This is a genomic window from Massilia sp. WG5 (genome assembly GCF_001412595.2).
Lineage (GTDB): Bacteria > Pseudomonadota > Gammaproteobacteria > Burkholderiales > Burkholderiaceae_D > Telluria.
In genome coordinates, this window is the sequence record NZ_CP012640.2 from 1,939,264 (window position 1) to 1,963,715 (window position 24,452).

20 protein-coding genes are annotated in these 24,452 nt (G+C 67.3%); 14 read left to right on the top strand and 6 right to left on the bottom strand.

From position 1 onward, the window contains the following. A complete protein-coding gene (locus AM586_RS08625) occupies window positions 1-1,623 on the top strand; it encodes an ATP-binding cassette domain-containing protein (RefSeq protein ID WP_047823810.1) in 1,623 nt (540 codons plus the stop codon). A gap of 52 nt (window positions 1,624-1,675) precedes the next feature. Here AM586_RS08625 and AM586_RS08630 read toward each other — a convergent pair whose 3' ends face one another. The 4 genes from AM586_RS08630 to AM586_RS08645 all read right to left on the bottom strand — a co-directional run bounded on the left by AM586_RS08630 (window position 1,676) and on the right by AM586_RS08645 (window position 6,322). Then, complete coding sequence (locus AM586_RS08630) at window positions 1,676-2,485, bottom strand: PEP-CTERM sorting domain-containing protein (protein ID WP_047823809.1); 810 nt, start codon at window positions 2,483-2,485, stop codon at window positions 1,676-1,678. Between the two features lie 232 nt (window positions 2,486-2,717). Further along, on the bottom strand, window positions 2,718-3,641 hold the full coding sequence (locus AM586_RS08635) for an ABC transporter permease (RefSeq protein WP_047823806.1): 924 nt from the start codon (window positions 3,639-3,641) through the stop codon (window positions 2,718-2,720). Next, window positions 3,631-4,737, bottom strand: coding sequence for an ABC transporter permease (locus AM586_RS08640; protein ID WP_047823804.1), 1,107 nt, complete (start codon window positions 4,735-4,737; stop codon window positions 3,631-3,633). Before AM586_RS08640 ends, AM586_RS08635 begins: the two co-directional genes overlap by 11 nt. Continuing rightward, window positions 4,724-6,322 (bottom strand): ABC transporter ATP-binding protein, encoded by a 1,599-nt coding sequence (locus AM586_RS08645; protein WP_047823802.1) that lies wholly within the window; start codon window positions 6,320-6,322, stop codon window positions 4,724-4,726. Before AM586_RS08645 ends, AM586_RS08640 begins: the two co-directional genes overlap by 14 nt. Window positions 6,323-6,588: 266 nt before the next feature. On the opposite strand from AM586_RS08645, the gene AM586_RS08650 reads away from it, so the two are divergent. The 5 genes from AM586_RS08650 (at window position 6,589) to AM586_RS08670 (ending at window position 10,853) form a co-directional block, all read left to right on the top strand. Then, window positions 6,589-7,302 carry a GntR family transcriptional regulator gene (locus tag AM586_RS08650; RefSeq protein WP_047823800.1) on the top strand — a complete coding sequence of 238 codons (714 nt, stop codon included), beginning with the start codon at window positions 6,589-6,591 and terminating at the stop codon, window positions 7,300-7,302. Between the two features lie 272 nt (window positions 7,303-7,574). Further along, window positions 7,575-8,432 carry an outer envelope protein gene (locus AM586_RS08655; protein WP_047823798.1) on the top strand — a complete coding sequence of 286 codons (858 nt, stop codon included), beginning with the start codon at window positions 7,575-7,577 and terminating at the stop codon, window positions 8,430-8,432. A gap of 31 nt (window positions 8,433-8,463) precedes the next feature. Continuing rightward, complete coding sequence (locus tag AM586_RS08660; protein ID WP_047823796.1) at window positions 8,464-9,549, top strand: BMP family ABC transporter substrate-binding protein; 1,086 nt, start codon at window positions 8,464-8,466, stop codon at window positions 9,547-9,549. Between the two features lie 108 nt (window positions 9,550-9,657). Further along, complete coding sequence (locus tag AM586_RS08665) at window positions 9,658-10,140, top strand: nucleoside deaminase (RefSeq protein WP_047823794.1); 483 nt, start codon at window positions 9,658-9,660, stop codon at window positions 10,138-10,140. A gap of 134 nt (window positions 10,141-10,274) precedes the next feature. Beyond that, on the top strand, window positions 10,275-10,853 hold the full coding sequence (locus tag AM586_RS08670) for a PEP-CTERM sorting domain-containing protein (protein WP_047823792.1): 579 nt from the start codon (window positions 10,275-10,277) through the stop codon (window positions 10,851-10,853). A 1-nt stretch (window position 10,854) separates the two neighbouring features. Here AM586_RS08670 and AM586_RS08675 read toward each other — a convergent pair whose 3' ends face one another. Both AM586_RS08675 and AM586_RS08680 read right to left on the bottom strand, forming a co-directional pair. After that, window positions 10,855-11,328, bottom strand: a complete 474-nt coding sequence (locus AM586_RS08675) for a DUF1854 domain-containing protein (protein ID WP_047823791.1) — start codon at window positions 11,326-11,328, stop codon at window positions 10,855-10,857. 3 nt (window positions 11,329-11,331) lie between these two features. Next, entirely contained in the window at window positions 11,332-13,614 is a 2,283-nt protein-coding gene (locus AM586_RS08680) for an ABC transporter ATP-binding protein (RefSeq protein WP_082439716.1), read from the bottom strand. A gap of 252 nt (window positions 13,615-13,866) precedes the next feature. Between AM586_RS08680 and cphA (AM586_RS08685) the strand changes: the two genes are divergently transcribed. From cphA (AM586_RS08685) to AM586_RS08725, 8 genes are all read left to right on the top strand, one after another. Next, entirely contained in the window at window positions 13,867-16,041 is a 2,175-nt protein-coding gene (cphA, locus tag AM586_RS08685) for a cyanophycin synthetase (protein ID WP_047823789.1), read from the top strand. 28 nt (window positions 16,042-16,069) lie between these two features. Then, window positions 16,070-18,646 carry a cyanophycin synthetase gene (cphA, locus tag AM586_RS08690; protein WP_047823787.1) on the top strand — a complete coding sequence of 859 codons (2,577 nt, stop codon included), beginning with the start codon at window positions 16,070-16,072 and terminating at the stop codon, window positions 18,644-18,646. A gap of 7 nt (window positions 18,647-18,653) precedes the next feature. Continuing rightward, window positions 18,654-18,833, top strand: coding sequence for a hypothetical protein (locus tag AM586_RS08695; RefSeq protein ID WP_047823785.1), 180 nt, complete (start codon window positions 18,654-18,656; stop codon window positions 18,831-18,833). A 653-nt stretch (window positions 18,834-19,486) separates the two neighbouring features. Beyond that, the gene (locus AM586_RS08705) at window positions 19,487-19,855 is read left to right on the top strand and encodes a hypothetical protein (RefSeq protein ID WP_047823781.1); all 369 of its coding nucleotides are present in this window, start codon (window positions 19,487-19,489) and stop codon (window positions 19,853-19,855) included. Window positions 19,856-19,929: 74 nt separating this feature from the next. Continuing rightward, window positions 19,930-20,178, top strand: coding sequence for a hypothetical protein (locus tag AM586_RS08710; protein WP_047823780.1), 249 nt, complete (start codon window positions 19,930-19,932; stop codon window positions 20,176-20,178). Window positions 20,179-20,325: 147 nt separating this feature from the next. Further along, entirely contained in the window at window positions 20,326-20,544 is a 219-nt protein-coding gene (locus AM586_RS08715; protein ID WP_047823778.1) for a hypothetical protein, read from the top strand. A 110-nt stretch (window positions 20,545-20,654) separates the two neighbouring features. After that, the gene (gene mutS, locus AM586_RS08720) at window positions 20,655-23,375 is read left to right on the top strand and encodes a DNA mismatch repair protein MutS (protein ID WP_047823776.1); all 2,721 of its coding nucleotides are present in this window, start codon (window positions 20,655-20,657) and stop codon (window positions 23,373-23,375) included. Then, entirely contained in the window at window positions 23,375-24,433 is a 1,059-nt protein-coding gene (locus AM586_RS08725) for a hypothetical protein (RefSeq protein WP_197416396.1), read from the top strand. The genes mutS and AM586_RS08725 overlap by 1 nt, the downstream gene beginning before the upstream one ends. Window positions 24,434-24,452 lie beyond the last annotated feature (19 nt).

Sequence of the window (24,452 nt, forward strand, 5' to 3'; positions counted from 1 at the left end):
ATGGCCCACCCTTTCCTCCTGGCCCTGCACGGGGTCGACATCGCCCTTCCCGACGGGCGCATCCTGTTCCACGACATTCACGACACGCTGGGCGCGGAACTCGTCGCCCTGATCGGCCCGAACGGCAGCGGCAAGTCGTCGCTCGGACGCGTCGTCGCCGGCCTGGCGGAACCGGCGAAAGGCCGCGTCGAGCGCGCCGTTGCGGTTCGTCACGTCGAACAGCAGGCCGGCCCCGCCCGCGCCACGCGTCTCGCGCAACTGGCCGGCCTCGACGCCCCGCTGGGCGCCCTGCGCCGGCTGGCGGCGGGCGAAGCGCGCGACGAGGACTTCGACCTCATCGGCGAACGCTGGGACCTCGAAGCGCACTGGCAGGCCATGCTCGGCCAGGCCGGGCTGCACGAGTCGATGGCGCCGGACGCACTGTCCGGCGGCCAGCGCACCCTGCTCGCCCTGATCGGCGCCTTCTGCAGCGAGGCCGGCTTGCTGGTGCTGGACGAACCCGGCAACCACCTGGACCGCGAACGGCGCCGCTTCCTCATCGCGCAGATGCAGGCCTGGCGCGCCGGCGGACGCGGCCTGTTGCTGATCTCGCACGACCGCGAACTGCTGGAGTATGCCGACCGCACGCTCGAAGTCCATGCCTGCGGCTTGCGGCGCTATGGCGGCGGCTGGTCGCAGGTGGAGGCGCAGCGCGGCGCCGAACTGGCCTCGGCGCAAGCGAGGCTGGAACGTGCGCGGGTCGAACGCCGCAGCGCGGCAGCGGCGATGCGCACGGAAGCCGAGCGCGCGGCGCGCAAGGGTGCGCGCGGCGCGCGCGCGAAGGCGGCCGGCGGCCAGCCGAAGATCGTCCTCAACGCCCTGCCCCAGCGGGCCCAGCAGACCGAGGGCGCGCGCGCCGAACGCCATGCCCGGCGCCGCGAGGAAGTGCAGCAGGACGTGCTCGACGCCTTCGACGCCCTGGACGGCGCACTCGAGCAGCCCAGCTTTCCGGTGCTGGACCTGCGCATCCCGGACGGCCAGGCGGCGCTGGTGCTGGAAGCACTGGCGGCGCCGTGGGGACTGCGCCAGCCGCTGGACTGGGGCGCGAGCGGCGCGGCCAGGATCGCGATCCGCGGGCCGAACGGCTGCGGCAAGTCGACCCTGTTGCGGGTCATCGCCGGCGAGATCGCGCCCGTCGCGGGCCGCTGCCGCACGCTGCCATCGGTGCTGCTCGACCAGCATCTGGCGATGCTCGAGCCGGATCGCAGCCTGCGCGATCAGCTGGGCGCCGTCGCCACCGGCATCGACGAGGGCCGGCTGCGCCAATACCTGGCGCTGGCCGGCCTGAAGCCGGACCGCGTGCTGCGACCTTCCGGGAGCCTGAGCGGCGGCGAAAGGATGCGCGGGGCGCTGCTGTGCGCCGTGCTGCGGGAGCCGGCGCCGCGCCTGCTGCTGCTCGACGAACCCACCAATCACCTCGACATCGCCGGCGTCGAGGCGCTGGAAGCGATGCTGGCCTCGTGGCCGGGGGCGCTCATCGTCGTGTCGCACGACGAGCGCTTCCTGGACGGGCTGAAGCTCACCCACCGCCTCGACTGGGGCCCGGCGGGCTGGCTGCCCGGCCAGCCTTGCGTCCTGCAATGAAAAACACCCTGCACGGCGCTGGCCGTGCAGGGTGTTCTGGACGATCGCGTGCTTAGCCGCGGCGTGCGCGGCGGACGCCGGCCACGCCCATCAGGGCGATGCCGAACAGCGCCAGCGAAGCCGGTTCCGGAACGCTCTGCGACGGGGCCGGGGTGGTGTCGGTGTAGTCGATGTTCAGGGTTCCGCCTTTGAAGACGAGGTCACCGGTCACGCCGAGGCTGAAGCCCAGCGATTTGTTGTTCAGCAGGCCAGCCAGCTGGTCCTTGTAGGATGCCAGGGACGCCAGCGTGATGTCGCCGGTGTAGTCGTTGGTCGTGGTGTTCTTAATGGTCCGGTCGACGATGGTGCCATCGTTTGCCTTGCACGAGGAGTTCTTCGCGCTGGCTTCGGCCCACGTGCAGACCGTCTTGCCGGCGCTCTTCGTATAAACAGTGCCAGCCCTGGACACGTCGACCGGCGTGCCGTTGTCGACCTTGTTGACGGCAGCGGTTGCGCCCTTCAAGGTGAGCGAGCCGAACGACAGCTGAACGCTTTCCGCCACACCCGTGTTGGTCACCGTGGTGGTGGTGATGTTGTAAGCGGTAAGGGGCGAGAGCTTGCTATCGAACGACGTCGTCGTCTCAGTCACGGTCTTGAACGGGTCGACGTTGTCCGTGAAATTGAACGTGAAGCCGATGCTGTTGATAGTGTACTGGCTCGGCAGGAAGGACAGGTCGAAGCTGCCCGTGTAGGTGCCGGCGGTCAGCAGCGCGTCGGTGGTCAGCGAGGCGCCGGAAGCGGTAACGGCGGTAGCGGAAGCTTGTGCGGCGGCGCCGATCAGGAGAGCACCGAATGCTGCTTTGATTGCGTTCTGGATTTTCATATTGTCTTTGTATTTAAGTGATGAGGACGTTGCTATTTTTGTAAATTGTGAACCGAAGTCCAAGCAAATTTACTTCTGGAATCGGCAGATAAATATAAGCAACTATCATGCCAAAAGTAAATACATCATAAAAACAAGAACTTACATTTTTACGAAAACCCAGGTGTAAGATTTTTCGACAACTTTTATTGCACAAGAGAAAATTTACTCATGTCGCCGGCCTCCGCTCCGCTCAATCGGCCTTGAAGTTCTGTCCCAGCGACATCGGCTTGTTCAGCAGGATGGTCTGGGGATTGCGGCAGATGATCACCAGCACCACGATGGTCGCCAGGTAGGGCAGCATCGACAGGAATTCCGAGGGAATGGCCAGGCCGAAGCCCTGGCCGTGGAACTGCAGCACGGTGACGCCGCCGAAGAGGTAGGCGCCCAGCAGCAGGCCGCGCGGTTTCCAGGTCGCGAACACCACCTGCGCCAGCGCGATCCAGCCGCGCCCCGCCGTCATGCCCTCGACCCACATCGGGGTCAGCGCCAGCGACAGGTAGGCGCCGCCCAGGCCCGCCAGCGCGCCGCCGAACAGCACGGCGGCATAGCGCAGGCGGACGACCGGCATGCCGATCGCGTGGGCGCTGTGCGGCGACTCTCCCACCGCGCGGATCAGGAGGCCGAGGCGGGTGCGCGCCAGCAGCCAGCCGACCAGCGCCACCAGCGCCAGCGAGACGTAGACCATGGCGTCGAAGCGGAACAGCAGCGGCCCGGCAAACGGCAGGCCGGACAGGCCCGGGATGTCGAGGTGCGGCATCGGCGCGACGGTCTGGCCGACCAGGTCGCGGCCGAGGAAGGCCGACAGGCCGAGGCCGAACAGGGTCAGCGCCAGGCCGGTGGCGACCTGGTTGGTCTGCAGGGTCAGCACCAGCACGGCGAAGACGAGCGCCATCGCGACGCCGGCCGCGAGCGCCGCCAGCAGGCCCAGGCCCAGCGAGCCGGTATGCAGGGTGGTGGAGAAACCGGCCACCGCGCCCACCAGCATGATGCCCTCGAGCCCGAGGTTGATCACGCCGGCGCGTTCGGCGACCAGTTCGCCGGTCGAGGCCAGCACCAGCGGCGTGGCGGCGCCGGCGGTGCTGGCGAGGAAGGCAATGACGAGGTCAGGATTCATGCACGGTCTCCGAAGCGAGGGGAAGGGCCGGCGCCGGATGGGCGGCGCGCGGCTTGAAGCGGTAATGGATGAACAGGTCGGCCGCCAGCAGGTAGAACAGCAGCAGGCCCTGGAACAGGCCGGTGATGGCCGAGGGCAGCTGCAGCTCGATCTGGGCCGACTCGCCGCCGATGTACAGCAGCGACATCAGGAGCGAGGCCAGCAGCACCCCGAGCGGATGCAGCCGTCCGACATAGGCGACGATGATGGCGGCGAAACCGTAGCCCGGCGAGACCGAGCCTTGCAGCTGGCCGAGCGGACCGGCCACCTCCCCCACCCCGGCCACGCCGGCCAGCGCGCCGCTGGCGAGAAACGCGAGCCAGACATTCTTCGGTTCGGAAAAGCCGGCGTACAGCGCCGCCGCCGGCGCCATGCCGCTGACCTGCATGCGGTAGCCGGCGAAGGTATGGCGGCAGAAGAACCAGGCGCCGGCCACCGCCAGCAGCGCCAGGATGAAGGCGGCGTTCACGCGCAGGCCTTCCTTCAGCAGCGGCAGCATGGCGGCGTCGCCGAACATCTTCGACTGCGGGAAGTTGAAGCCGGCCGGGTCGCGCAGCGGACCGTGCACCAGGTAGCCCAGGAACAGGTAGGCCACGTACACCAGCATCAGGCTGACCAGGATCTCGCTGGTATTGAAGCGGGTGCGCAGCAGGGCCGGCACGGCGGCCCAGGCCATGCCGCCCAGCGCCCCGGCCGCGATCATCAGGGGAAGGATCCATGGCGCGTCGACGCCGTCGAAGTACAGGGCCACGCAGCCGGCGGCGACCGCGCCCATGGTCAGCTGGCCGTCGGCGCCGATGTTGTGGACGTTGGCGCGAAAGCCGATCGCCAGACCGACGCCGCACAGGATCAGCGGGGTCGCCTTCAGCAGCAGTTCGCCGACCCCGTATTCGCCGGTGAGCGGCTTGATGAAGTAGACGTAGAAGGCGTGCAGCGGCGCCTGGCCGAGGAACAGGAACAGCAGCGAGCCGGTCGCCAGCATGGCCAGGGCCGCGATCAGCGGCGAGGCCAGCATCATGGCGCGCGAGGGTTCGGGACGGGCTTCAAGCCGGGACATGCGCAACTCCTTGCTTATTTACTTGTTTATCGTCTTCGTTTTCAAAATCGCCGCCCATCCACCTGCCGATCTGGTTGACGCTGGTGCTTGCCACCGGCACCGCGCGTGACAGGCGGCCCTTGGCCAGCACCGCGATCCGGTCGCACATCATGAACAGCTCGTCGAGCTCCTCGGACACAACCAGCACCGCCACGCCCTGGTCGCGCAGGTCGATGATGGCCTGGCGGATCAGCATGGCGGCGCCGATGTCGACGCCCCAGGTGGGCTGGGCCAGCACCATCACCCGCGGCGCCAGCCCGATCTCGCGGCCGACGATGAACTTCTGCAGGTTGCCGCCCGACAGACTGGCGGCCGCCGCGCCGGCGCCGCCGCACTTGACCCCGAAGCGCCGGATGACGGCGGCCGCGAACTCGCGGACCGCGCCGCGCCGCACCAGGCCGCGCCGGGTCATGCCGGCGGCCGGCGCCAGGTAGCCGGTCAGCAGCGCATTGTCGGCCAGCGACAGCGCCGGCACCGCGCCCCGCCCGAGGCGCTCTTCCGGCACGAAGCCGAGGCCCAGGCGGCGACGGGCGGCGGCGTCGAGCCGGCCGGCATCCTGCCCGAGCAGGCGGATGCTGCCGGCCCGCGGCGCGCGCAGCTCGCCCGAGATCGCCTTCAGCAGCTCCTGCTGGCCATTGCCCGAAATGCCCGCCAGGCCGACGATCTCGCCGGCCCGCAGTTCGAGGCTGATGCCGTGCAGCCGCATGCCGAAGGGGTCGCTGCTTTCCAGGTCGAGGCGATCGATCGCCATGCGCACCTCGCCGGGCGCGCGCGGGGCCAGGCTGCAGGTCGGCAGCTCGCCGCCGATCATCAGTTCGGCCAGCGAATGCGCGGTTTCGTGTTTCGGCACCGCGGTCCCGGACACGCGTCCGGCGCGCAGCACGGTGGCCTTGTCGCACAGGGACTGGATTTCGTCGAGCTTGTGGCTGATGTACAGGATGCTGACGCCTTCCGCCGCCAGCTGGCGCAGCGCCACGAACAGGGTCTGCACCGCGTCCGGGGTCAGCACCGAGGTCGGCTCGTCCATGATCAGGAGGCGCGGCGACTGCAGCAGGCAGCGCACGATCTCGACGCGCTGGCGCTCGCCCACCGACATGCTGTGCACGCGCTTGTCCGGATCGAGCGGCAGGCCGTACTGCGCCGACACCGTGCGGATGCGCGGCGCCAGCGCGGCCGGCGCAGTATGTTCGTCGAGCGCCAGCGCGATGTTCTCGGCCACGGTCAGGGTCTCGAACAGCGCGAAATGCTGGAACACCATGCCGATGCCGAGCCGGCGCGCGGCGGACGGCGAATCGATGTGGACCTGCCGGCCTTCCCACATGATCTCGCCGCCGTCCGGCTTCGTCACGCCGTAGATCATCTTCATGAGGGTGCTCTTGCCGGCGCCGTTCTCGCCCAGCACGGCGTGGATCTCGCCCGGCATGACGCTGAGGTCGACGTCGGCGTTGGCCACCACCGAGGGATAACGCTTCGAGATGCCGAGCAGCTGCAGGCGCGGCTCGGGGCGGGGTGAATGCGGGGGTGGATAAGGCGGGTCTGTCTTCAAGGCGGCTCCGTCGCGTGTCAGTCGTCACCCATGGCTTTGCAAGTTGCATGCCACGGTGTATCCACCTCCGTGCACACCGGATTGTGTACAAGATGCACCACGCCGGGTCGACAATCTCACCAGGATCGCGCACACACGCGCTGCAAGCATGCGCCGCAAACGCAGGTGTTCCCGCATCGCTCCCGGCCTTCAAGGCTGAGCACGATTCCTGCTTCATGCCATGGTCACCGCGGCGGACATCCCGCCGCCGAACTATGGAGACCAGCATGACGAAACAAACGGAGACGCTGCCACAAGCAGCCAAGCGCGGCGTCACCGCGGTCGACCTGCGCATCTACCGCGCCGTGGTCAATGCCGTGATGAGCCATCGCCTGCCGCCCGGCACGCGCCTCGGCGAAGCCGATTTCTGCGAGCTGTACCAGGTCAGCCGCACCACCGTGCGCAAGGCCCTGCAGCGGCTCGCACACGATCGCATCATCGAACTGCGCCCCAACCGCGGCGCCGTGATCGCCTCGCCCTCGCCGAAGGAGGCGCGCGACATCTTCGCCGCAAGGCGCGCGCTGGAACGCGAGATCGTGCCGCTGGTGGTGCGGCGCGCCACCCCGGTCTCGCTGCGCATCATCCGCGCGGCGATCGAAGCCGAGGAAGAAGCGCGCCGCAGCGGCGACCGCGCCGCCTGGATCCGCCTCGGCGGCGAATTCCACCTGCTGCTGGCGGAGCTGTCCGGCAACGCGGTACTACATGGCTTCATGAACGAGCTGGTGTCGCGCTGCTCGCTGATCATCGCGCTCTACGAGAACCCGGGCGCGCCGATGTGCGGCAGCGGCGACCACGGCGACCTGATCGCGCTGATCGAGCAGGGCAAGGCCGAACAGGCGGCGGACCTGATCGAGCACCACCTGCTGGAGATCGAGGCGCGCCTGCACCTGGAAGATGCCGACCGCAAGGTCAACCTGGCCGAAGCCCTTGCCGGCTGCTGAACGCGGTGGATGCTGCATTGAATACCGCAGTGGATACCGCAGTGGATACGAAATGCGCCCCGATTGCACGCAGCTGCACCAGCGCGGCGCGCAGGCCTGCACCGCCAAGGCCCGACAGCGCCGCCGCCGGGGCGGAAACAGGGGCGAACCGGTCTGGCCCGCTTTTTGCTGACAGGACACAGTGAAGATTGCGTGCAATCGGCGCCAGGGATTGGATGCAATCGTGTTTCGCCATGCTTTTCCATTACAACGACAAACCTGAAAGGTCCTGCATGAAGTCCAAGCCGTACATCCGCACCGCCATCGCCACCCTGCTCGCCTCCGGCGCCTTCGCGGCCCATGCCGCCGACTGGAGCGACACCTCCCTCAGCTACCGCTACGGCACCAGGTTCTCCGAGCCCTACAACGGCCAGGACATCACCAAGCACATCGTCAACTTCAGCAACGTCAGCGGCTACAAGTACGGCAAGAACTTCTTCAGCGTCGACTTCCTGCTGTCCGACAAAACCGATCCTTCCGCGGTCGGCGCCGACAGCGGCGCGCACGAAGCCTACGCGGTGTACCGCCACACCCTGGACCTGGGCAAGATCAGCGGCGCCAACCTGGCCTTCGGTCCGGTGCGCGGCGTCGGCCTGACCGCGGGCTTCGACGTCAACAGCAAGACCGACGCAGGCTACAACTCGAAGAAGCGCATGCTGGTGCTTGGGCCGACCCTGATGCTCGACGTGCCGGGCTTCCTCGACATCAGCCTGCTCGCCCTGCGCGAGAGCAATGCGCCCTACAACGGCTTCACCCAGACCTCCACCTCGCGCTATACCTACGACACCCACGCGATGCTGACGGCGGCCTGGGGCATCCCCTTCAGCATCGGCATCCCGCTGTCCTTCGAGGGCTTCGCCAACTACATCGGCACCAAGGGCAGGAACGAATTCGGCGGCCCGACCGCGGTCGAGATCAACGTCGACATGCAGGTGATGTACGACCTGAGCCCGGCCATCGGCGCAGCCAAGAACACGCTCAAGCTGGGCCTCGAATACCAGTACTGGAAGAACAAGTTCGGCAACCCGTCGAGCAGCGTTCCCGGCGCCACCGCCAAGACCCCGATGGTGCGCGCCGAATACCACTTCTAAAACTCCAACCGTGACCGAAAAAGGAACTCCCATGAATCGTCGCAAGCTGATCGCCCTGGCCATCGCCGCCGCCTCGCTGTCGCTGTCCGCAGTCATCCCCGCGCAAGCCGCCGCCGACCCGCTGAAGGTCGCCTTCGTCTATGTCGGCCCGGTCGGCGACGCCGGCTGGACCTATGCCCACGAACAGGGCCGCCTGGCCATGGAAAAGGCGATGGGCGACAAGGTCAAGTCGACCTATGTCGAGAACGTGCCGGAAGGCGCGGACGCCGAACGCGTGATCCGCAAGCTGGCCGCCGACGGCAACAAGCTGATCTTCACCACCTCCTTCGGCTTCATGAACCCGACCGAGAAAGTGGCGAAGGCCTTTCCGAACGTCGTGTTCGAACACGCCACCGGCTTCAAGACCGGCAAGAACATGGGCGTGTACGAGACCCGCCAGTACGAGGGCACCTACCTGCAGGGCGTGATCGCCGCGAAGATGAGCAAGAGCGGCGTCATCGGCTTCGTCGGCTCCTTCGCGGTGCCGGAGGTGATCCGCAACATCAACGCCTATACCCTGGGCGCGCAGAGCGTGAACCCGAACATCAAGACCAAGGTCATCTGGGTCAACAGCTGGTACGACCCGGCCAAGGAACGCCAGGCCGCCGAGACCCTGATCGCCCAGGGCGCCGACGTCCTGACCCAGAACACCGACTCGCCGGCCACGCTGCAGGTGGCCCAGGAAAAGGGCAAGTTCGCCTTCGGCTGGGATTCGGACATGGCGCGCTTCGCGCCCAAGGCCCACCTGACCGCCAGCACCAACTACTGGGGCGACTTCTACACCCGCACCGCGCAGGCAGTGGCGGCGGGCACCTGGAAGACGGCCGAAGTGCGCGGCGGCCTGATGGAAGGCATGGTCCGGATGTCGCCGCTGAACGCCGCGATCCCGGCCGACACGGCCAAGCTGTTCGAAGAGAAGAAGGCCGCCATCATCAGCGGCAAGCTGCATCCTTTCCAGGGCCCGCTGAAGGACCAGTCGGGCGCGCTCAAGGTCGCCGCCGGGGCGCAGATGGCGGAGAAGGATGTGCACGGGATGAACTTCTATGTGCAGGGCGTGGAAGGCTCGATTCCGAAGTAAAAGCGATCGTCGCTCCCGCTGCCAGCTTCGTCGTCCCCGCGCAGGCGGGATAGTGCCGAGGGCACTATCCCGCCTGCGCGGGGGCGACGGCTTAGATAAGGAAAACTGATGCATCAGCCCACCCCACAAGACCAGCACTTCCTCACCCGGGTCTTCGCCCTCGCCCAGCGCTCGCGCGACGAAGGCCACCACCCCTTCGCCGCCATCGTGGTGGGTGCCGACGGCCAGCTCATCGCCGAAGCCATGAACGCCTCGAGCAGCGACCGCACCGCCCACGCCGAGATGAACGCCCTGCGCGCCGCGTCCGCGCGCCACAGCCCGCAGGCACTGGCCGGCGCCACGCTGTACAGCAACGCCGAACCCTGCGCCATGTGTGCGGGCGGGACCTACTGGAGCGGCGTCGGCCGCGTGGTCTACGGGATGTCGGAGAAAACCCTGCTGGAACTGACCGGCAGCGATCCGGAAAACCCGACCCTGTCCCTGCCCTGCCGCGAGGTGTTTGCCGCGGGCCAGAGGCCGACCGCCGTGATCGGCCCGCTGCGCGAGGAAGAGGCCAGAGTGGCCCACCTTGGCTTCTGGAATCGCGTCTAGAGTGTCGGAAATATTTACACTGAAACAGCCAGTTAATTTTCAACTACAAGTAACTGTTTGATTCTAATAAATATTGAAAAATGGCACGTGTTTTGCTTATTGGTAATTTCACTAATAACCAGAACGGGGATTCCATGCGCATCAAATCCATCATTGCCGCCTTTGCCTTGAGCGCCGCAAGCCTGACGGCTGCGCACGCGACCGTGCTCAATTTCGACGAGATCGGCATTCCGGGCGGGGTCACTGCGCCTGGCCTGAGCACCCAGGGCTTCAGGATGAGCGACAACACCGACGTGGTCGACATCACCGACAGCATCTGGAAGGGTTTCGGCCCGGCCTACAGCGGCCGCTACTCGGCCCTCAACGACTGGCACGGCGACATCGTTTTGACGAAGGTCGACGGCTCGCTGTTTTCCTTCCAGGGCATGTACATCAAGTCGTGGGGCGGCTTCAACGATGGCGGCGACAGCACGGTCACCGCTTACCTCGGCGACACCGTGGTCGGCAGCTATGCATTCACCCTGAGCGGGAACTGGCAGAACGTGGCCGGCAACCTGTCCGGCATCGATCGCCTGGTCGTGTCGGCCGGTTCCGCCTTCCTGCTGGACGACGTGACCGTCGACGGCGCCGCGAATGTGCCCGAGCCGGCCAGCCTGGCCCTGCTGGGACTGGGCGCGCTGGCGGCCGGCACGGTCCGCCGCCGCAGGCAGTAAATCAGAGGAAGCGGTCGAGGATCTTCCGGCTGCCCTTGTCGATCGCGAACATGTCGCGGATCAGGAAGTGGATCCCGTGGCTGTCCGCGATCAGCAGCGAGAACGCGCCCAGGCGGCGGATGTCTTCCTCGCCCTTCAGCACGAACTCGGTGTCGCCACGGTCGGTTTTCACGGTCCAGGTGGAAGGCGTGGCGAAGCTGGAGACGCCCTTGATCGACAGGATCTCGGGCATGAACTCGCGTCCTTCCAGTTCTTCCGCAACCAGCGTGCGGATCTCGGCCGGCATCTGTTCGAGGTCCTCGATCCAGGCCACTTCCTTGCCGCCGTCGCGCACCAGCGAGATGCCGCGGTTGGGGGCCTGGACCGGGAACGAGCGCACCGGCGCCACGCCGACGAATTCCTCGCCCTCGGCATTGGTAAGCACCAGCTTGCCGAAGGGGTCGCGGCGTAAGTCAAAAGCAGTCGTTAAAGTCATCGTTCAATCATCCTTGCTGCCGTCGTCCGGATCCTGGTCGACGTTGCGCGCCTGCGCTTCGTAGAGGCGGAAATACGCGCCCTCTTTTGCCATCAGTTCGTCGTGGCTGCCCTCTTCCACCACCGCGCCGCGGTCCAGCACCACCAGGCGGTCGGCGCGGTGCAGCGTCGAGAGCCGGTGCGCGATCGCGATCGTGGTGCGGCCCTGCACCAGGTTGTCGAGCGCCTTCTGGATTTCCTTCTCGGTTTCCGAGTCCACCGACGAGGTCGCCTCATCCAGGATCAGGATCGGCGGGTCGATCAGCAGCGCGCGCGCGATCGAGATGCGCTGGCGCTCGCCGCCGGACAGGCCCTGGCCGCGCTCGCCGACCATCGAGTCGTAGCCCTGCGGCAGGCGCAGGATGAATTCGTGGGCGTGGGCGGCCCGGGCGGCGGCGATGATCTCTTCGCGGGTCGCATCCGGCCGGCCGTAGGCGATGTTTTCGGAGATCGTGCCGAAGAACAGGAAAGGCTCCTGCAGCACCAGCCCGATGTGGCGACGGTAGTCGGCCACCGCGAAGCTGCGGATGTCCTTGCCGTCGAGCAGGATCGCGCCCTCGGCAACGTCGTAGAAACGGCAGATCAGGTTCACCAGGGTCGACTTGCCCGAACCGGAATGGCCGACCAGGCCGACCATCTCGCCGGCCTTGATGTTCAGCGAGATGCCGCGGTTGACCGCACGGTTGCCGTAGCGGAAGCCGACTTCGCGCAGCTCGATATTGCCGGCGACCGTGTCCAGCCTGGCCGGATTGACGGGGTCGGGCACGCTCGAGACATGATCGAGGATGTCGAAGATGCGCTTGGCGGCCGAGGCCGATTTCTGCGTGACGGAGACGATGCGGCTCATCGAATCCAGACGCACGTAGAAGCGGCCGCTGTAGGCGATGAAGGCGGACAGCACGCCGACCGTGATCTCCTGGCTGGCGACCTGCCAGATGCCGAAGCACCAGATCACCAGCAGGCCGAGTTCGGTCAGGAAGGACACGGTCGGCGAGAACAGCGACCAGACCTTGTTCAGCTTGTCGTTGACGGCCAGGTTGTGCTTGTTCGCCTCACGGAAACGGGAGGCTTCGCGATGTTCCTGGGCAAACGCCTTCACCACGCGGATGCCGGGGATGGTGTCGGCCAGCACATTCGTGACTTCGCCCCAGACGCGGTCGATCTTCTCGAAGCCGGTGCGCAGCTTGTCGCGCACGACGTGGATCATCCAGGCGATGAAGGGCAGCGGCACCAGGGTGATCAGGGCCAGCTTCGCGTTGATGCTGAACAGGATCGCGCCGGTCATGATGATCATCAGGACGTCGGACAGGAAGTCCAGCAGGTGCAGCGACAGGAACACGCAGATGCGGTCCGAGCCGCTGCCGATGCGGCTCATCAGGTCGCCGGTGCGCTTGCCGCCGAAGAATTCAAGCGACAGGCGCAGCAGGTGCTCGTAGGTTTCCGAGCGCATGTCCGCGCCCATCCGTTCCGACACCAGGGCCAGGATATAGGTCCGGCCCCAGCCCAGCAGCCAGGCCAGGATGGCGGAGGCGAACAGGCCGCCCATGTACATGTACACCAGCGAGGTGTCGATCTTCTGCCCGTTCTGGTACGGGATCAGGACGTTGTCCATCAGGGGCATCGTCAGGTAGGGCGGGATCATGTGTGCGCCGGTACTGGCCAACATCAGCAAGAATCCGAGGAACAGCTGCCCTTTGTAAGGCATGGCGAAACGCCACAGGCGGAACAGGGTCCAGGTCGAAGGCGGCGTGTGCAGCACCTTGGTGCAGATCGGGCACTCTTCCTGGTCGGCTTCGAGCGGCGCCTTGCAGCTCGGGCAGGTGTGCTGCTCGGGCGCCTGGACGGCGATGCCGGTCAGGTGGCTTTCGACCTGGTCGTGGAACTGGTCGACCAGGCGGATCGCCTGCAGGTTCTGGCCGAGGGTAAAGCGCCAGGCAGCCAGCAGGCCGTTGGCATCGACCAGTTCGAGGTGGCCGACGCCGCCGTGGTCGTAGTGATGCATCGCCAGGCCGGCGCGGTAGGGCCAGTCGCGCCAGTGCGTATCGCCCGGGCTGCGAGTCAGTAAGCGGATATTGGTGACAACCAGTATCCCTTTGGTGAAACGTAATTTCGCGTCGAGGTCAACCTCGAGGGCGCTTAAAACGTTTTCCCCTGGCGCAAGCTTTTTCTGGACGTCCGCCTGCCATTGCTCAGGCAGGAAACTGGCAGCCGCCAGGGGCGCGGAAGGAACTAGTTGTTGAGTCGTCATGTGCTATTAGAAATGCTATTGCGCTATACCCGCGCTGGGACCGGATGGTCAAAAGGATGGAACGCTGAGCAGGGCACGCTGGTTGACAGGCGTACGGTATTCTATCGGCGGGAGCGAGACTGGCAGAATTCGGTTCAGCACGGTAAGCTTCGTTTCGGCAAGTATACAACATGTGCACTGCAGCAAGATCGGCACAAACATAAGGCAACGCCGCGCGGCGAGAGAGTGGTTACCGCGTGGCAAGATATTTTCATGACAAACAAGAAAGACATCAAGATTCTTCGTGTAACCCACCTGCGTGGCCCGAACATCTGGACCTACCGCCCCGTCATCGAAGCCTGGCTCGATATCGGCGAACTCGAAGAATGTCCTTCGAACACACTCCCCGGCTTCAACGAGCGGCTGACCGCCTGGCTGCCGGGCCTGATCGAACACCGCTGCGGCGTCGGCGAACGCGGCGGTTTCCTGGAACGCCTGCGCGACGGCACCTGGGCCGGCCACATCCTCGAACACATCGTCCTCGAACTGCAGAACATGGCCGGCATGAAGACCGGCTTCGGCAAGACCCGCTCCACCGCCGACGCCGGCGTCTATAAAATGGCCTTCCGCACGCGCGACGAAGTGGTCGGCCGCGCCGCCCTGCAGGCCGGCCACGCGCTGCTGATGGCGGCCATCAACGACACGCCCTTCGACCTGCAAGCCAGCGTGGCCGAGCTGACCGGGCTGGTCGACCGCTACTGCCTCGGCCCGTCCACCGGCCACATCGTCGATGCCGCCACCGACCGCCGCATCCCCTCGATTCGCCTGACCGAAGGCAACCTGGTGCAGCTCGGCCACGGCGCCGCCCAGCGCCGCATCTGGACCGCCGAAACCGACCGCACCAGCGCGATCGGCGAGAGCATCGCCAGCGACAAGGACCTGACCAAGACCCTGCTGGCCTCCTGCGGCGTGCCGGTGCCGGAAGGCGCGGTCGTGCGCAGCGCCGAGGCGGCATGGGAAGAAGCCGAGGACATCGGCCTGCCGGTGGTGGTGAAGCCGGTCGACGGCAACCACGGCCGCGGCGTGACCCTGAACCTGATGAACGAAGCGGACGTGAAAGCCGCCTATGCGATCGCCGCCGAAGCGGGCGATTCCAGCGCCGTGCTGGTCGAGCGCTACGTGCCGGGCAACGAGCACCGCCTGCTGGTGGTCGGTTCGAAGGTCGTCGCCGCCGCCAAGGGCGAATCGCTGTTCGTGACGGGCGACGGCAAGTCGAACGTGATCGAACTGTGCAACAGCCAGATCAACACCGACCCGCGCCGCGGCGAAAGCGAAGAGCACCCGCTCGGCCTGGTCAATCCGAACGACCACGAGATCAGGCTCGACCTGCAGCGCCAGGGCCTGCAGCCGGAGTCGGTCCCGCCGGCCGGCCAGAAAGTGCTGATCCAGCCGAACGGCAACGTCGCCGACGACGTCACCGACGAAGTGCACCCGGACGTGGCCTACGTGGCCGCGCTGGCGGCGCGCGTGGTCGGACTCGACATCGCCGGCATCGACCTGGTGTGCGAAGACATCTCGCGTCCGCTGGAAGAACAGCGCGGCGCCATCATCGAAATCAATTCCAGCCCGGGCCTGCTGGCCCACATCAAGCCGGCTACCGGCCAGCCGCGCGAAGTCGGCAAGGCCATCGTCGAGCACCTGTTCGCGGACGGCGCCTCCGGCCGCATCCCGGTGATCGGCGTGACCGGCCAGCGCGACGCCGGCCTGGTCTCGCGCCTGGTCTCGACCGTGCTGCGCCTGTCGGGCAAGTACACCGGCGTGGCGAACCGCCACGGCCTCTACCTCGACGGCCGCAGGGTCACGCAGACCGACTGCACCCGCTTCGACGCCGCCCAGCGCCTGCTGATCAACCGTAACGTGCAGGCCGCCGTGTTCGAATCCCATGCGCGCGCCATCCTCAGCGAAGGCCTGCCCTACGACCGCTGCCTGGTCGGCGTGGTGACCGGCATCGGCGAGCTCGGCGACGTCGAAGACCTCTACATCCGCGACGAGGACGCCCTGTTCAACGTGGTGCGCAGCCAGGTCGACGTCGTGCTGCCGGACGGCGCGGCGGTGCTGAACGCCGCCGACCCGCAGGTCGTGAAGCTGGCCGAACTGTCCGACGGCGGCGTGATCTTCTATGCGCTCGACGAGAACAACGACGTCCTGAAGCGGCACCGCGCCGCCGGCGAACGCGTCGTCTTCCTGCGCGACCAGCATATCGTGCTGGCCCAGGGCGGCGAGGACGCCCCGCTGCTCGGCCTGGCCAAGCTGAAGCCGGCCACCGCAAGCCAGGCGGAAGCCGTGCTGGCCGCCGCCGCCGCGAGCTGGGCGCTGGACGTGCCGACCGACCTTATCTGCGCCGGCCTGCGTACGTTCGACGCGGCCGCCCAGAAGGCGGACATTTAAAGTTAAAAGATCAAAGGATCGAAGGTTTATGGAAGTATCACGCGTCCGGGCCCTGCGCGGCCCCAACCTCTGGAGCCATCACACGTCGGTCGAGGCGATCGTCTCCTGCGCGCCCGGAGAAGAATCGATCAAAGCGCTGGCCGGTTTCGAAGCGCGCCTGCGCGCCCTGTTCCCACAGATCTGGCCGCTGCAGCCGACCGGCCATGACGACACCATCCCGCTGGCCCAGGTGCTGGAAGTGGCGGCCCTGGCCCTGCAGGCCCAGGCCGGCTGCCCGGTCACCTTCAGCCGCACCACCGCCACCATCGAGCGCGGCATCTACCAGGTCGTGGTCGAGTACAGCGAGGAAGACGTCGGCCGCCTGGCCTTGAAGCTGGCCGAACAGCTGATCCAGGCCGCGCGCGACGACCAGCCCTTCGACCTCGATGCGGCCCTTCACCAGCTGCGCGAACTCGACGAGGACGTGCGCCTCGGCCCCTCGACCGGTTCGATCGTGTACGCCGGCGTGGCGCGCGGCATCCCCTTCCGCCGCCTGACCGAGGGCAGCCTGGTGCAGTTCGGCTGGGGCAGCCGCCAGCGCCGCATCCAGGCCGCGGAGATCGACGCCACCGGCGCCATCGCCGAGACCATCGCCCAGGACAAGGAACTGACCAAGAAGCTGCTCGACGCCGCCGGCGTGCCGGTGCCGCTGGGCCGCGTCGTGAGCGACCCCGATGACGCCTGGGCCGCGGCCCAGGAGATCGGCCTGCCGGTCGTGATCAAGCCGAAGGACGGCAACCAGGGCAAGGGCGTGACCGTCAACGTCACCACCCGCGAGCAGCTCACCGGCGGCTTCCATGCCGCCGCCGAGTTCCGCGACGACATCATGGTCGAACGCTACCTGCCGGGCCACGACTACCGCCTGCTCGTGATCGGCAACAAGCTGGTCGCGGCCGCCCGCCGCGAACCGCCGCACGTGCTCGGCGACGGCGTGCACACGGTGCGCGAGCTGGTCGAAATCGTCAACCGGGATCCGCGCCGCGGCACCGGCCATGCTACCTCCCTGACCAAGATCCGCTTCGACGACATCGCCCTCGCCTCGCTGGCGAAGCAGGGCTACGACGCCGAATCCGTCCCGCCGAAGGGCCAGCGCGTCACCCTGCGCAACAACGCCAACCTCTCCACCGGCGGCTCGGCCACCGACGTCACCGACGACGTGCATCCGGAAGTGGCCGCGCGCGCCATCGCCGCGGCGCACATGGTCGGCCTGGACATCTGCGGCGTCGACCTGGTCTGCGACAGCGTGCTCAAGCCGATCGAGGAACAGGGCGGCGGCATCGTCGAAGTGAATGCCGCGCCCGGCCTGCGCATGCACATCTCGCCGTCCTTCGGCAAGGGCCGCGCGGTCGGCGAAGCGATCATGGACACCCTGTATGCGCCCGGCGACGACGGCCGCATCCCGGTGGTGGCCGTAACCGGCACCAACGGCAAGACCACCACCGTGCGCGTGATCGCGCACCTGCTGGCCGCGTCCGGCCTGCGCACCGGCATGACCAACACCGACGGCGTCTACATCCAGGGCCGCCGTATCGACAGCGGCGACTGCAGCGGCCCGCGCAGCGCGCGCAACGTGCTGCTGCATCCGGACGTCGACGCGGCCGTGTTCGAGACCGCGCGCGGCGGCATCCTGCGCGAAGGCCTGGCCTTCGACCGCTGCCAGGTCGGCGTGGTCACCAACATCGGTTCCGGCGACCACCTCGGCCTGAACTACATCACCACGCTGGAAGACCTGGCGGTCCTCAAGCGCGTGATCGTGCAGAACGTGGCGCCGGGCGGCATGGCCGTGCTGAACGCCGCCGACCCGATCGTTGCCGCGATGGCCGAGAACACCCGCGGCGACGTCACCTATTTCGCGCTGGACTGCTCGCTGCCGCTGATGCAGAAGCACCGCGCCCAGGGCCGCCGCATCGTCTACGTCGACGAAGGCCACCTGGTGGCGGCGCAGGGCAAGCGCGAAGAGCGCATCCCGCTGGCCGAGGTGCCCATCACCCGCGGCGGCGTGATCGGCTTCCAGGTCGAGAACGTGATGGCGGCGGTGGCCGCGGCCTGGGCGGTCGGCATCGACTGGAGCGCGATCCGCACCGGCCTGAAGACCTTCGTCGGCGAGAGCGACAATGCGCCGGGCCGCTTCAATGTGTTCGACTACCGGGGCGCGACCGTGATCGCCGACTACGGCCACAACCCGGACGCGATCCAGGCCCTGACCAGCGCGGTCGAAGCGATGCCGGCCAAGCGCCGCTCGGTGGTCATTTCCGGCGCGGGCGACCGCCGCGACGAGGACATCCGCGACCAGACCCGCATCCTCGGCAAGTCCTTCGACGACGTGCTGCTGTACGAAGACCAGTGCCAGCGCGGCCGTTCCGAAGGCGAGGTCGTGGCCCTGCTGCGCCAGGGCCTGCTCGATGCGAGCCGCACCAGCCACGTCGAAGAGATCAGGGGCGAATTCGTCGCCATCGACCGCGCACTGGAACGCCTGCAGCCGGGCGACCTGTCGCTGATCCTGATCGACCAGGTCGACGAGGCGCTGGCGCACATCGCCAAGCGGGTGGCGGAAGCGAAGGCGTGATCCGGCCTTGAATGAAGAAGGGCGCCACTCGGCGCCCTTTTTCATTGGCCCGCGCCGCCGCCCCAGCGAAGCCCCCACCGCCAGCAATCCGATCCCCATCATCACCACCATCCCGGGCTCCGCCACCACCGCCCCGCCGCTCGTCACCTCCAGCGTCGCCCCGAAGTACTGCAGCGGATCCCCATAGCCGGTATCCCCCACCAGCAGCTTCCAGTCGCCGAACATATCGCGTCCTTTCAAGCCCGCCAGCGCCTCGATCGGCTGGAAGCTGCCGGCCGCGACATTGCCGTCGCTGAAAACGAAGCTGCCGACCTGCCAGCCGGCCGCATCGTCGAAGCGCACCGTCACCCGCCCCGCGCCGACACTGGCGCCGGCATAGGTCCATGGATCGACCAGGCTGACCGTGGCGCCGGTCGGCGATGTCAGGCGAAAAAAGATCTCGTTGTCGAAGGAACCGGTGTTGTCGATGCACTGGCCGTCCTCGCCCACGCCCGGGTCGTTGCACTTGGCAAAATCAATGCTGAGGACGAGGCTGCCGACGATGCCGTGCTCGCCAATGTGCAGGATGCGGTCGCCGCTGTCGCCGTCGAACCAGCCGGGCGTCGCGTCGCTCGCGATCACGCCCGCCTGCGCCACGGCACAGGCCGCTCCCACAAGTACCGACATCGCCGACAGCGCGGCCTTGATCCAGGTCTTGCTCATGCTCTCCTCCCTTCCCGTTAAATGAGGACGACTCGGTTAGCCATCGCACATGCTCGAGACGGCTCATGACGTAGGATGGGCGGTCACGACATCGTTCTGGCGATCGATTGACGATGCCATTTGACAATCGGTGAGATCATGACAATTGACAAGGATCACAAGGAAAAGCCGACGCAAGGCAACACCTCGGAACTGTCTTTCTGGCGCTTGTGGTACCGCTTCCTGTTCTTCGACTGGCTGTTCCGCGACGTCGGCGCGGCCCGCACGCGCATCGAACGCCACGCCGCCTTCCAGCACAACCGCAAGATGAGCCGCTACCTGCCGGTCTACCTGCGGCGCTGGTCCTTCCTGACCGCCTTCGACTTCGCGCTCGGCGTGCTGTTCGAAAAAGTGCTGCAGGCCGGCCTGCTGTCCGCCTGGTTCTTCACCTGGACCTGCGTGACCCTGACGGGCATGCTGGTCATTACGGTGGCATGGATCGTCCTGGCCCATGCAAGGCTGTCGTAACCTTTCTTGACGCCAACTAAATTTCCCAGTCGCAAATGCGCGATGATGCCCTTACTTCACCAATGGAGGCATTCATGAGCTACCTGCGAACCGTTCATCCTCGACACCACGCCGGCAAGCGCCCCTTCGAGCGGCGCATCGACGACCGGACCGCCAGCGACATCGGCGACGCGCTGCGCGCGGACAGCGTCCAGGCCGCCGCCATGGCCATGGAACACTTGCAGGTCGATGTGCAGGTGGCCTTGCGCGTCCTGACGGGCACCAGGGAAGAAACCGGTCCGGTCATGCGCAGAAGGGATTCCGGCCCCACGGCCACCGGATGAATCAAGCTTCCTGTCCTGTCCCCTCTCTGTCCTGCGCCGGCCTTGCCGGCCAGGACGCAGTTGCTCCAGCTCTCCCTCTGCGTTGACGTTCACCAAGTTGCCAGACCGGCAAGGGACGATCATGAAATTTCAACAACGGAGGACGATATGAGCTACCAATGGATCGACGATCACCGCCCCGCCGCCGACAAGCGCCAGGACAGCCTGGGCGAGCGCCGCAGCGACCACCAGACCGCGCAGAAGATCCGCGACGCCCTGCGCGCCCGCAGCGTCCACGCGGCGGCCCAGGCGCTGCAGCACCAGCAGGTCGACCTGGCGACGGCGCTGCGGGTGCTGGTGAAGCCGGCGTGGCGGCGCGCGTGCTGACAGCGAAGCCCACTGTTTTCAAACCATCCCATTCCTCGCCCCGCCGAGCCCCAACGCGGTAAAATGGCAACCCGAGCCCGGCCCCCTGCCGGGCTTCCGATTGCCAAGCCATGAACGTTCCACACGAAATCAACGCCGCCGCGGCCAAGGCCCTTGCCACCGCCGAAAAGCACACCCCCATGATGCAACAGTACCTGCGCATCAAAGCGGATTACCCGACCATGCTCGTCTTCTACCGCATGGGCGACTTCTACGAGCTGTTCTTCGAAGACGCCGAGAAGGCCGCACGCATCCTGGGCATCACGCTGACGGCGCGCGGCACCTCGAACGGCAATCCGATCAAGATGGCGGGCGTGCCTTTCCACTCGCTCGACCCCTACCTGGCCAAGCTGGTGAAGCTGGGCGAGTCCTGCGCGATCTGCGAACAGATCGGCGACCCGGCCCTGGCCAAGGGCCCGGTCGAACGCAAGGTGGTGCGCGTGGTCACGCCCGGCACCCTCACCGATTCGGACCTGCTGCCGGAGAAGGCCGAGCGTCCGCTGCTGGCCGTGTGCACGGTCCCGAACCGCAAGCATGTGACCACCGGCCTGGCCTGGCTGTCGCTGGCCAGCGGCGCGCTGAAGCTGATGGAATTCACGGCCGACTCGCGGAGCGCCGCCCTGCGCCTGGTGCAGGAGCTGGAGCGCATCGCGCCGGCCGAGATCCTGCGCGCGGACGCCATTGCCGACATGTTCGACGAGGCCCCGGCCGGCCACATGCAGAACGTGCCCGAGTGGCACTTCGAGGTCGTGCACGGCCACAAGGCGCTGCTCGACCAGCTGGGCGTGTCGACCCTGAGCGGCTTCGGCGCGGACGGCCTCGGCGCCGCCTTCGGCGCGGCCGGCGCGCTGCTGCGCTACGCCCAGTCGACCCAGGGTCGCGGCCTGCAGCACGTGAAGAGCCTGGCGGTCGAATCGGAGAACGAATTCATCGGCCTGGACGCCGCCACGCGCCGCAACCTCGAGCTGACCGAGACCATCCGCGGGATGGAATCGCCGACCCTGTTTTCGCTGCTGGACGGCTGCCGCACCGCGATGGGTTCGCGCCTGCTGCGCCACTGGATCCACCACGCCCGGCGCGAGCAGTCGGTGGCGCGCGGCCGCCACGAGGCGATCGCCGCGCTGGCCGAACACGATGCCTGCGCCCCGCTGTCCGCCACGCTGGCGCACGTGCCGGACGTCGAGCGCATCACCACCCGCATCGCCCTGCTGACCGCGCGCCCGCGCGACCTGGCCAGCCTGCGCGACGGCCTGAAACAGCTGCCGGTCCTGCGCGAAGGCGTGGCAAGCTGCTTCATCCCCGGCGAAGGATCAGCTGACCGCGCCCTGCTGCGCGACATCCATGAAGCGATCGCGATTCCGCAGGACTGCCTGGACCTGCTGGCGCGCGCGATCGCGGAAGAGCCGGCGGCCATGGTACGCGACGGCGGCGTGTTCGCGCGCGGCTTCGACGCCGAGCTGGACGAGCTGCGCGCGCTGTCCGAGAACGCCGGCCAGTTCCTGGTCGACCTCGAGACCCGCGAGCGCGCCCGCACCGGCATCGCCAACCTGCGCGTCGAGTACAACAAGGTGCACGGCTTCTACATCGAGGTCACCAACGGCCAGGCCGACAAGGTGCCCGAGGACTACCGCCGCCGCCAGACCCTGAAGAACTGCGAGCGCTACATCACGCCGGAGCTCAAGGCTTTCGAAGACAAGGCCCTGTCGGCGCAGGACCGTGCGCTGGCGCGCGAGAAGCTGCTGTACGACCTGCTGCTGGGCGAACTGGCGCCGCATATCGCCTGCCTGCAAAGGGTCGCCGGCGGCATCGCCCGGATCGACGCGCTGGTGGCGCTGACCGCGCATGCGGTCCGCAACAACTGGTGCCGCCCGCAGCTGGTGGACGCGCCCTGCCTCACCATCGTCGAGGGCCGCCATCCGGTGGTCGAGAACCAGATCGAGCGCTTCATCGCCAACGACTGCCGCCTCTCGAACGACAAGCGCCTGCTCCTGATCACCGGCCCGAACATGGGCGGTAAATCGACCTTCATGCGCCAGGTGGCCCTGATCACGCTGCTGGCCTACGTGGGCAGCTATGTGCCGGCGACCAGCGCGACGATCGGTCCGATCGACCGCATCTTCACCCGCATCGGCGCGTCCGACGACCTGGCCAACGGCCGCTCCACCTTCATGGTCGAGATGACGGAATCGGCGGCGATCCTGAACGGCGCCACCGAGCATTCGCTGGTGCTGATGGACGAAGTCGGACGCGGCACCTCGACCTTCGACGGCCTGGCCCTGGCCTGGGCGATCGCGCGCCACCTGATCGACACCAGCCGCAGCTTCACCCTGTTCGCGACCCACTACTTCGAGCTGACCCAGCTGCCGGACGCCCACCCGAGCGCGGCCAACGTGCACCTGTCGGCGGTCGAGCACAAGGACAGCATCGTGTTCCTGCACGCGGTCCAGGACGGCCCGGCCTCGCAGAGCTACGGCCTGCAGGTGGCGCAGCTGGCCGGCGTGCCGCCGGCGGTGATCCGCGCCGCGCGCAAGCACCTGGCGCGGCTTGAATCGCAGGCCCTGGACGCCACGCCCCAGCTGGACCTGTTCGCGGCGGCGCCGTGCGACGATGCCGGGACTTCGCAGGAGCTGCCGCAGGACCGGCCGGCGCAAGCGCCGCAGGCCGCCGCCGCGGTGCCGGCAGCCGCCGAATCGCCGGCGCTCACCCTGCTGGATGCCATCGACCCGGATGCGCTGACCCCGCGCGAAGCGCTCGAGCGGCTGTACGAGCTCAAGCGCCTGGCCAGCGCATAATGCCGGCCCGCCTGCGCCTGGGCATCCTGCTCGCCGCCGTGCTGGTGTCGGGCGGCGCCCTCGCGGCAAAGGACGCCAAGGATGCCAGGGACACGAAGGACTCGGGTGACGGTCTGGCGCACCGGTTCGCGGTGGTCGGACACGGCGTGGGCGACAGCGGCGAACTGCGCCTCAAGCACGCCCTCGACGAGGCCGACGACAAGTCGACCGCCTTCGTGGTGGTCACCGGCATCAAGGGCAGCAAGGAAGCCTGCAGCGACAAGCTGTACCAGCAGCGCCGCGAGCTGATCGGCGACGCGCACCGCCCCACGGTGGTGGTGCCGGCCGCCAGCGACTGGACCGAGTGCCGCAACAGCGCCGGCCGCTCGAACGCGATCGAACGCCTGAACCGGCTGCGCGAACTGTTCTACGGCGAACCGCAATCGCTGGGCGCGCGCAAGCTGCCCCTCACGCGCCAGTCGATGAGCCCGCGCTTTCGCAGCTATGCGGAGAATGCCCACTGGTCGGTCGGCAAGGTGCTGTATTCCGCGCTCAACCTCCCGGCCAACAACAACCACTACCTGACGGAAGCGGGCCGCAACAGCGAGTACGAAGACCGGCTGGTGGCCAACCGCTTCTGGCTGAACCGCTTATTCACCATCGCGCGGCGCGACAATCTGGAAGCGATCGTGCTGTTTGCCGAAGGCGACCTGCGGGCGCTGTCGCAGCCGACCGGGCTGCGCGCCCTGCTGCGTCGCGCGGTGCCGGACAACGACGGTTTTGCCGAGACGCGCCGCCTGGTGCTGTCGCTGGCGCAGCGCTTCAAGGGCAAGGTGCTGCTGGTCGACAGCGCGCCGCTGGCCAGGCATGCGAAGCCGGCGATCGAATGGCGCGGCAACCTGGGCCATCTATCGGTCGGGGATGAGGAAATCGAGGTCGCGGTGGATCCGGCGCTGAAGGCCCTGTTCCGGGTGGCCGAGGTGAACGAGGCGGGCGCGAAAGCCAGGCCGGAGAAACAGGAAAAGCAGGACAAACAGGAAAAACAGGAAGAGACGCGCCATCCAAAAGCGGTCAAATGACCAATTGGAAGCGCGCAAA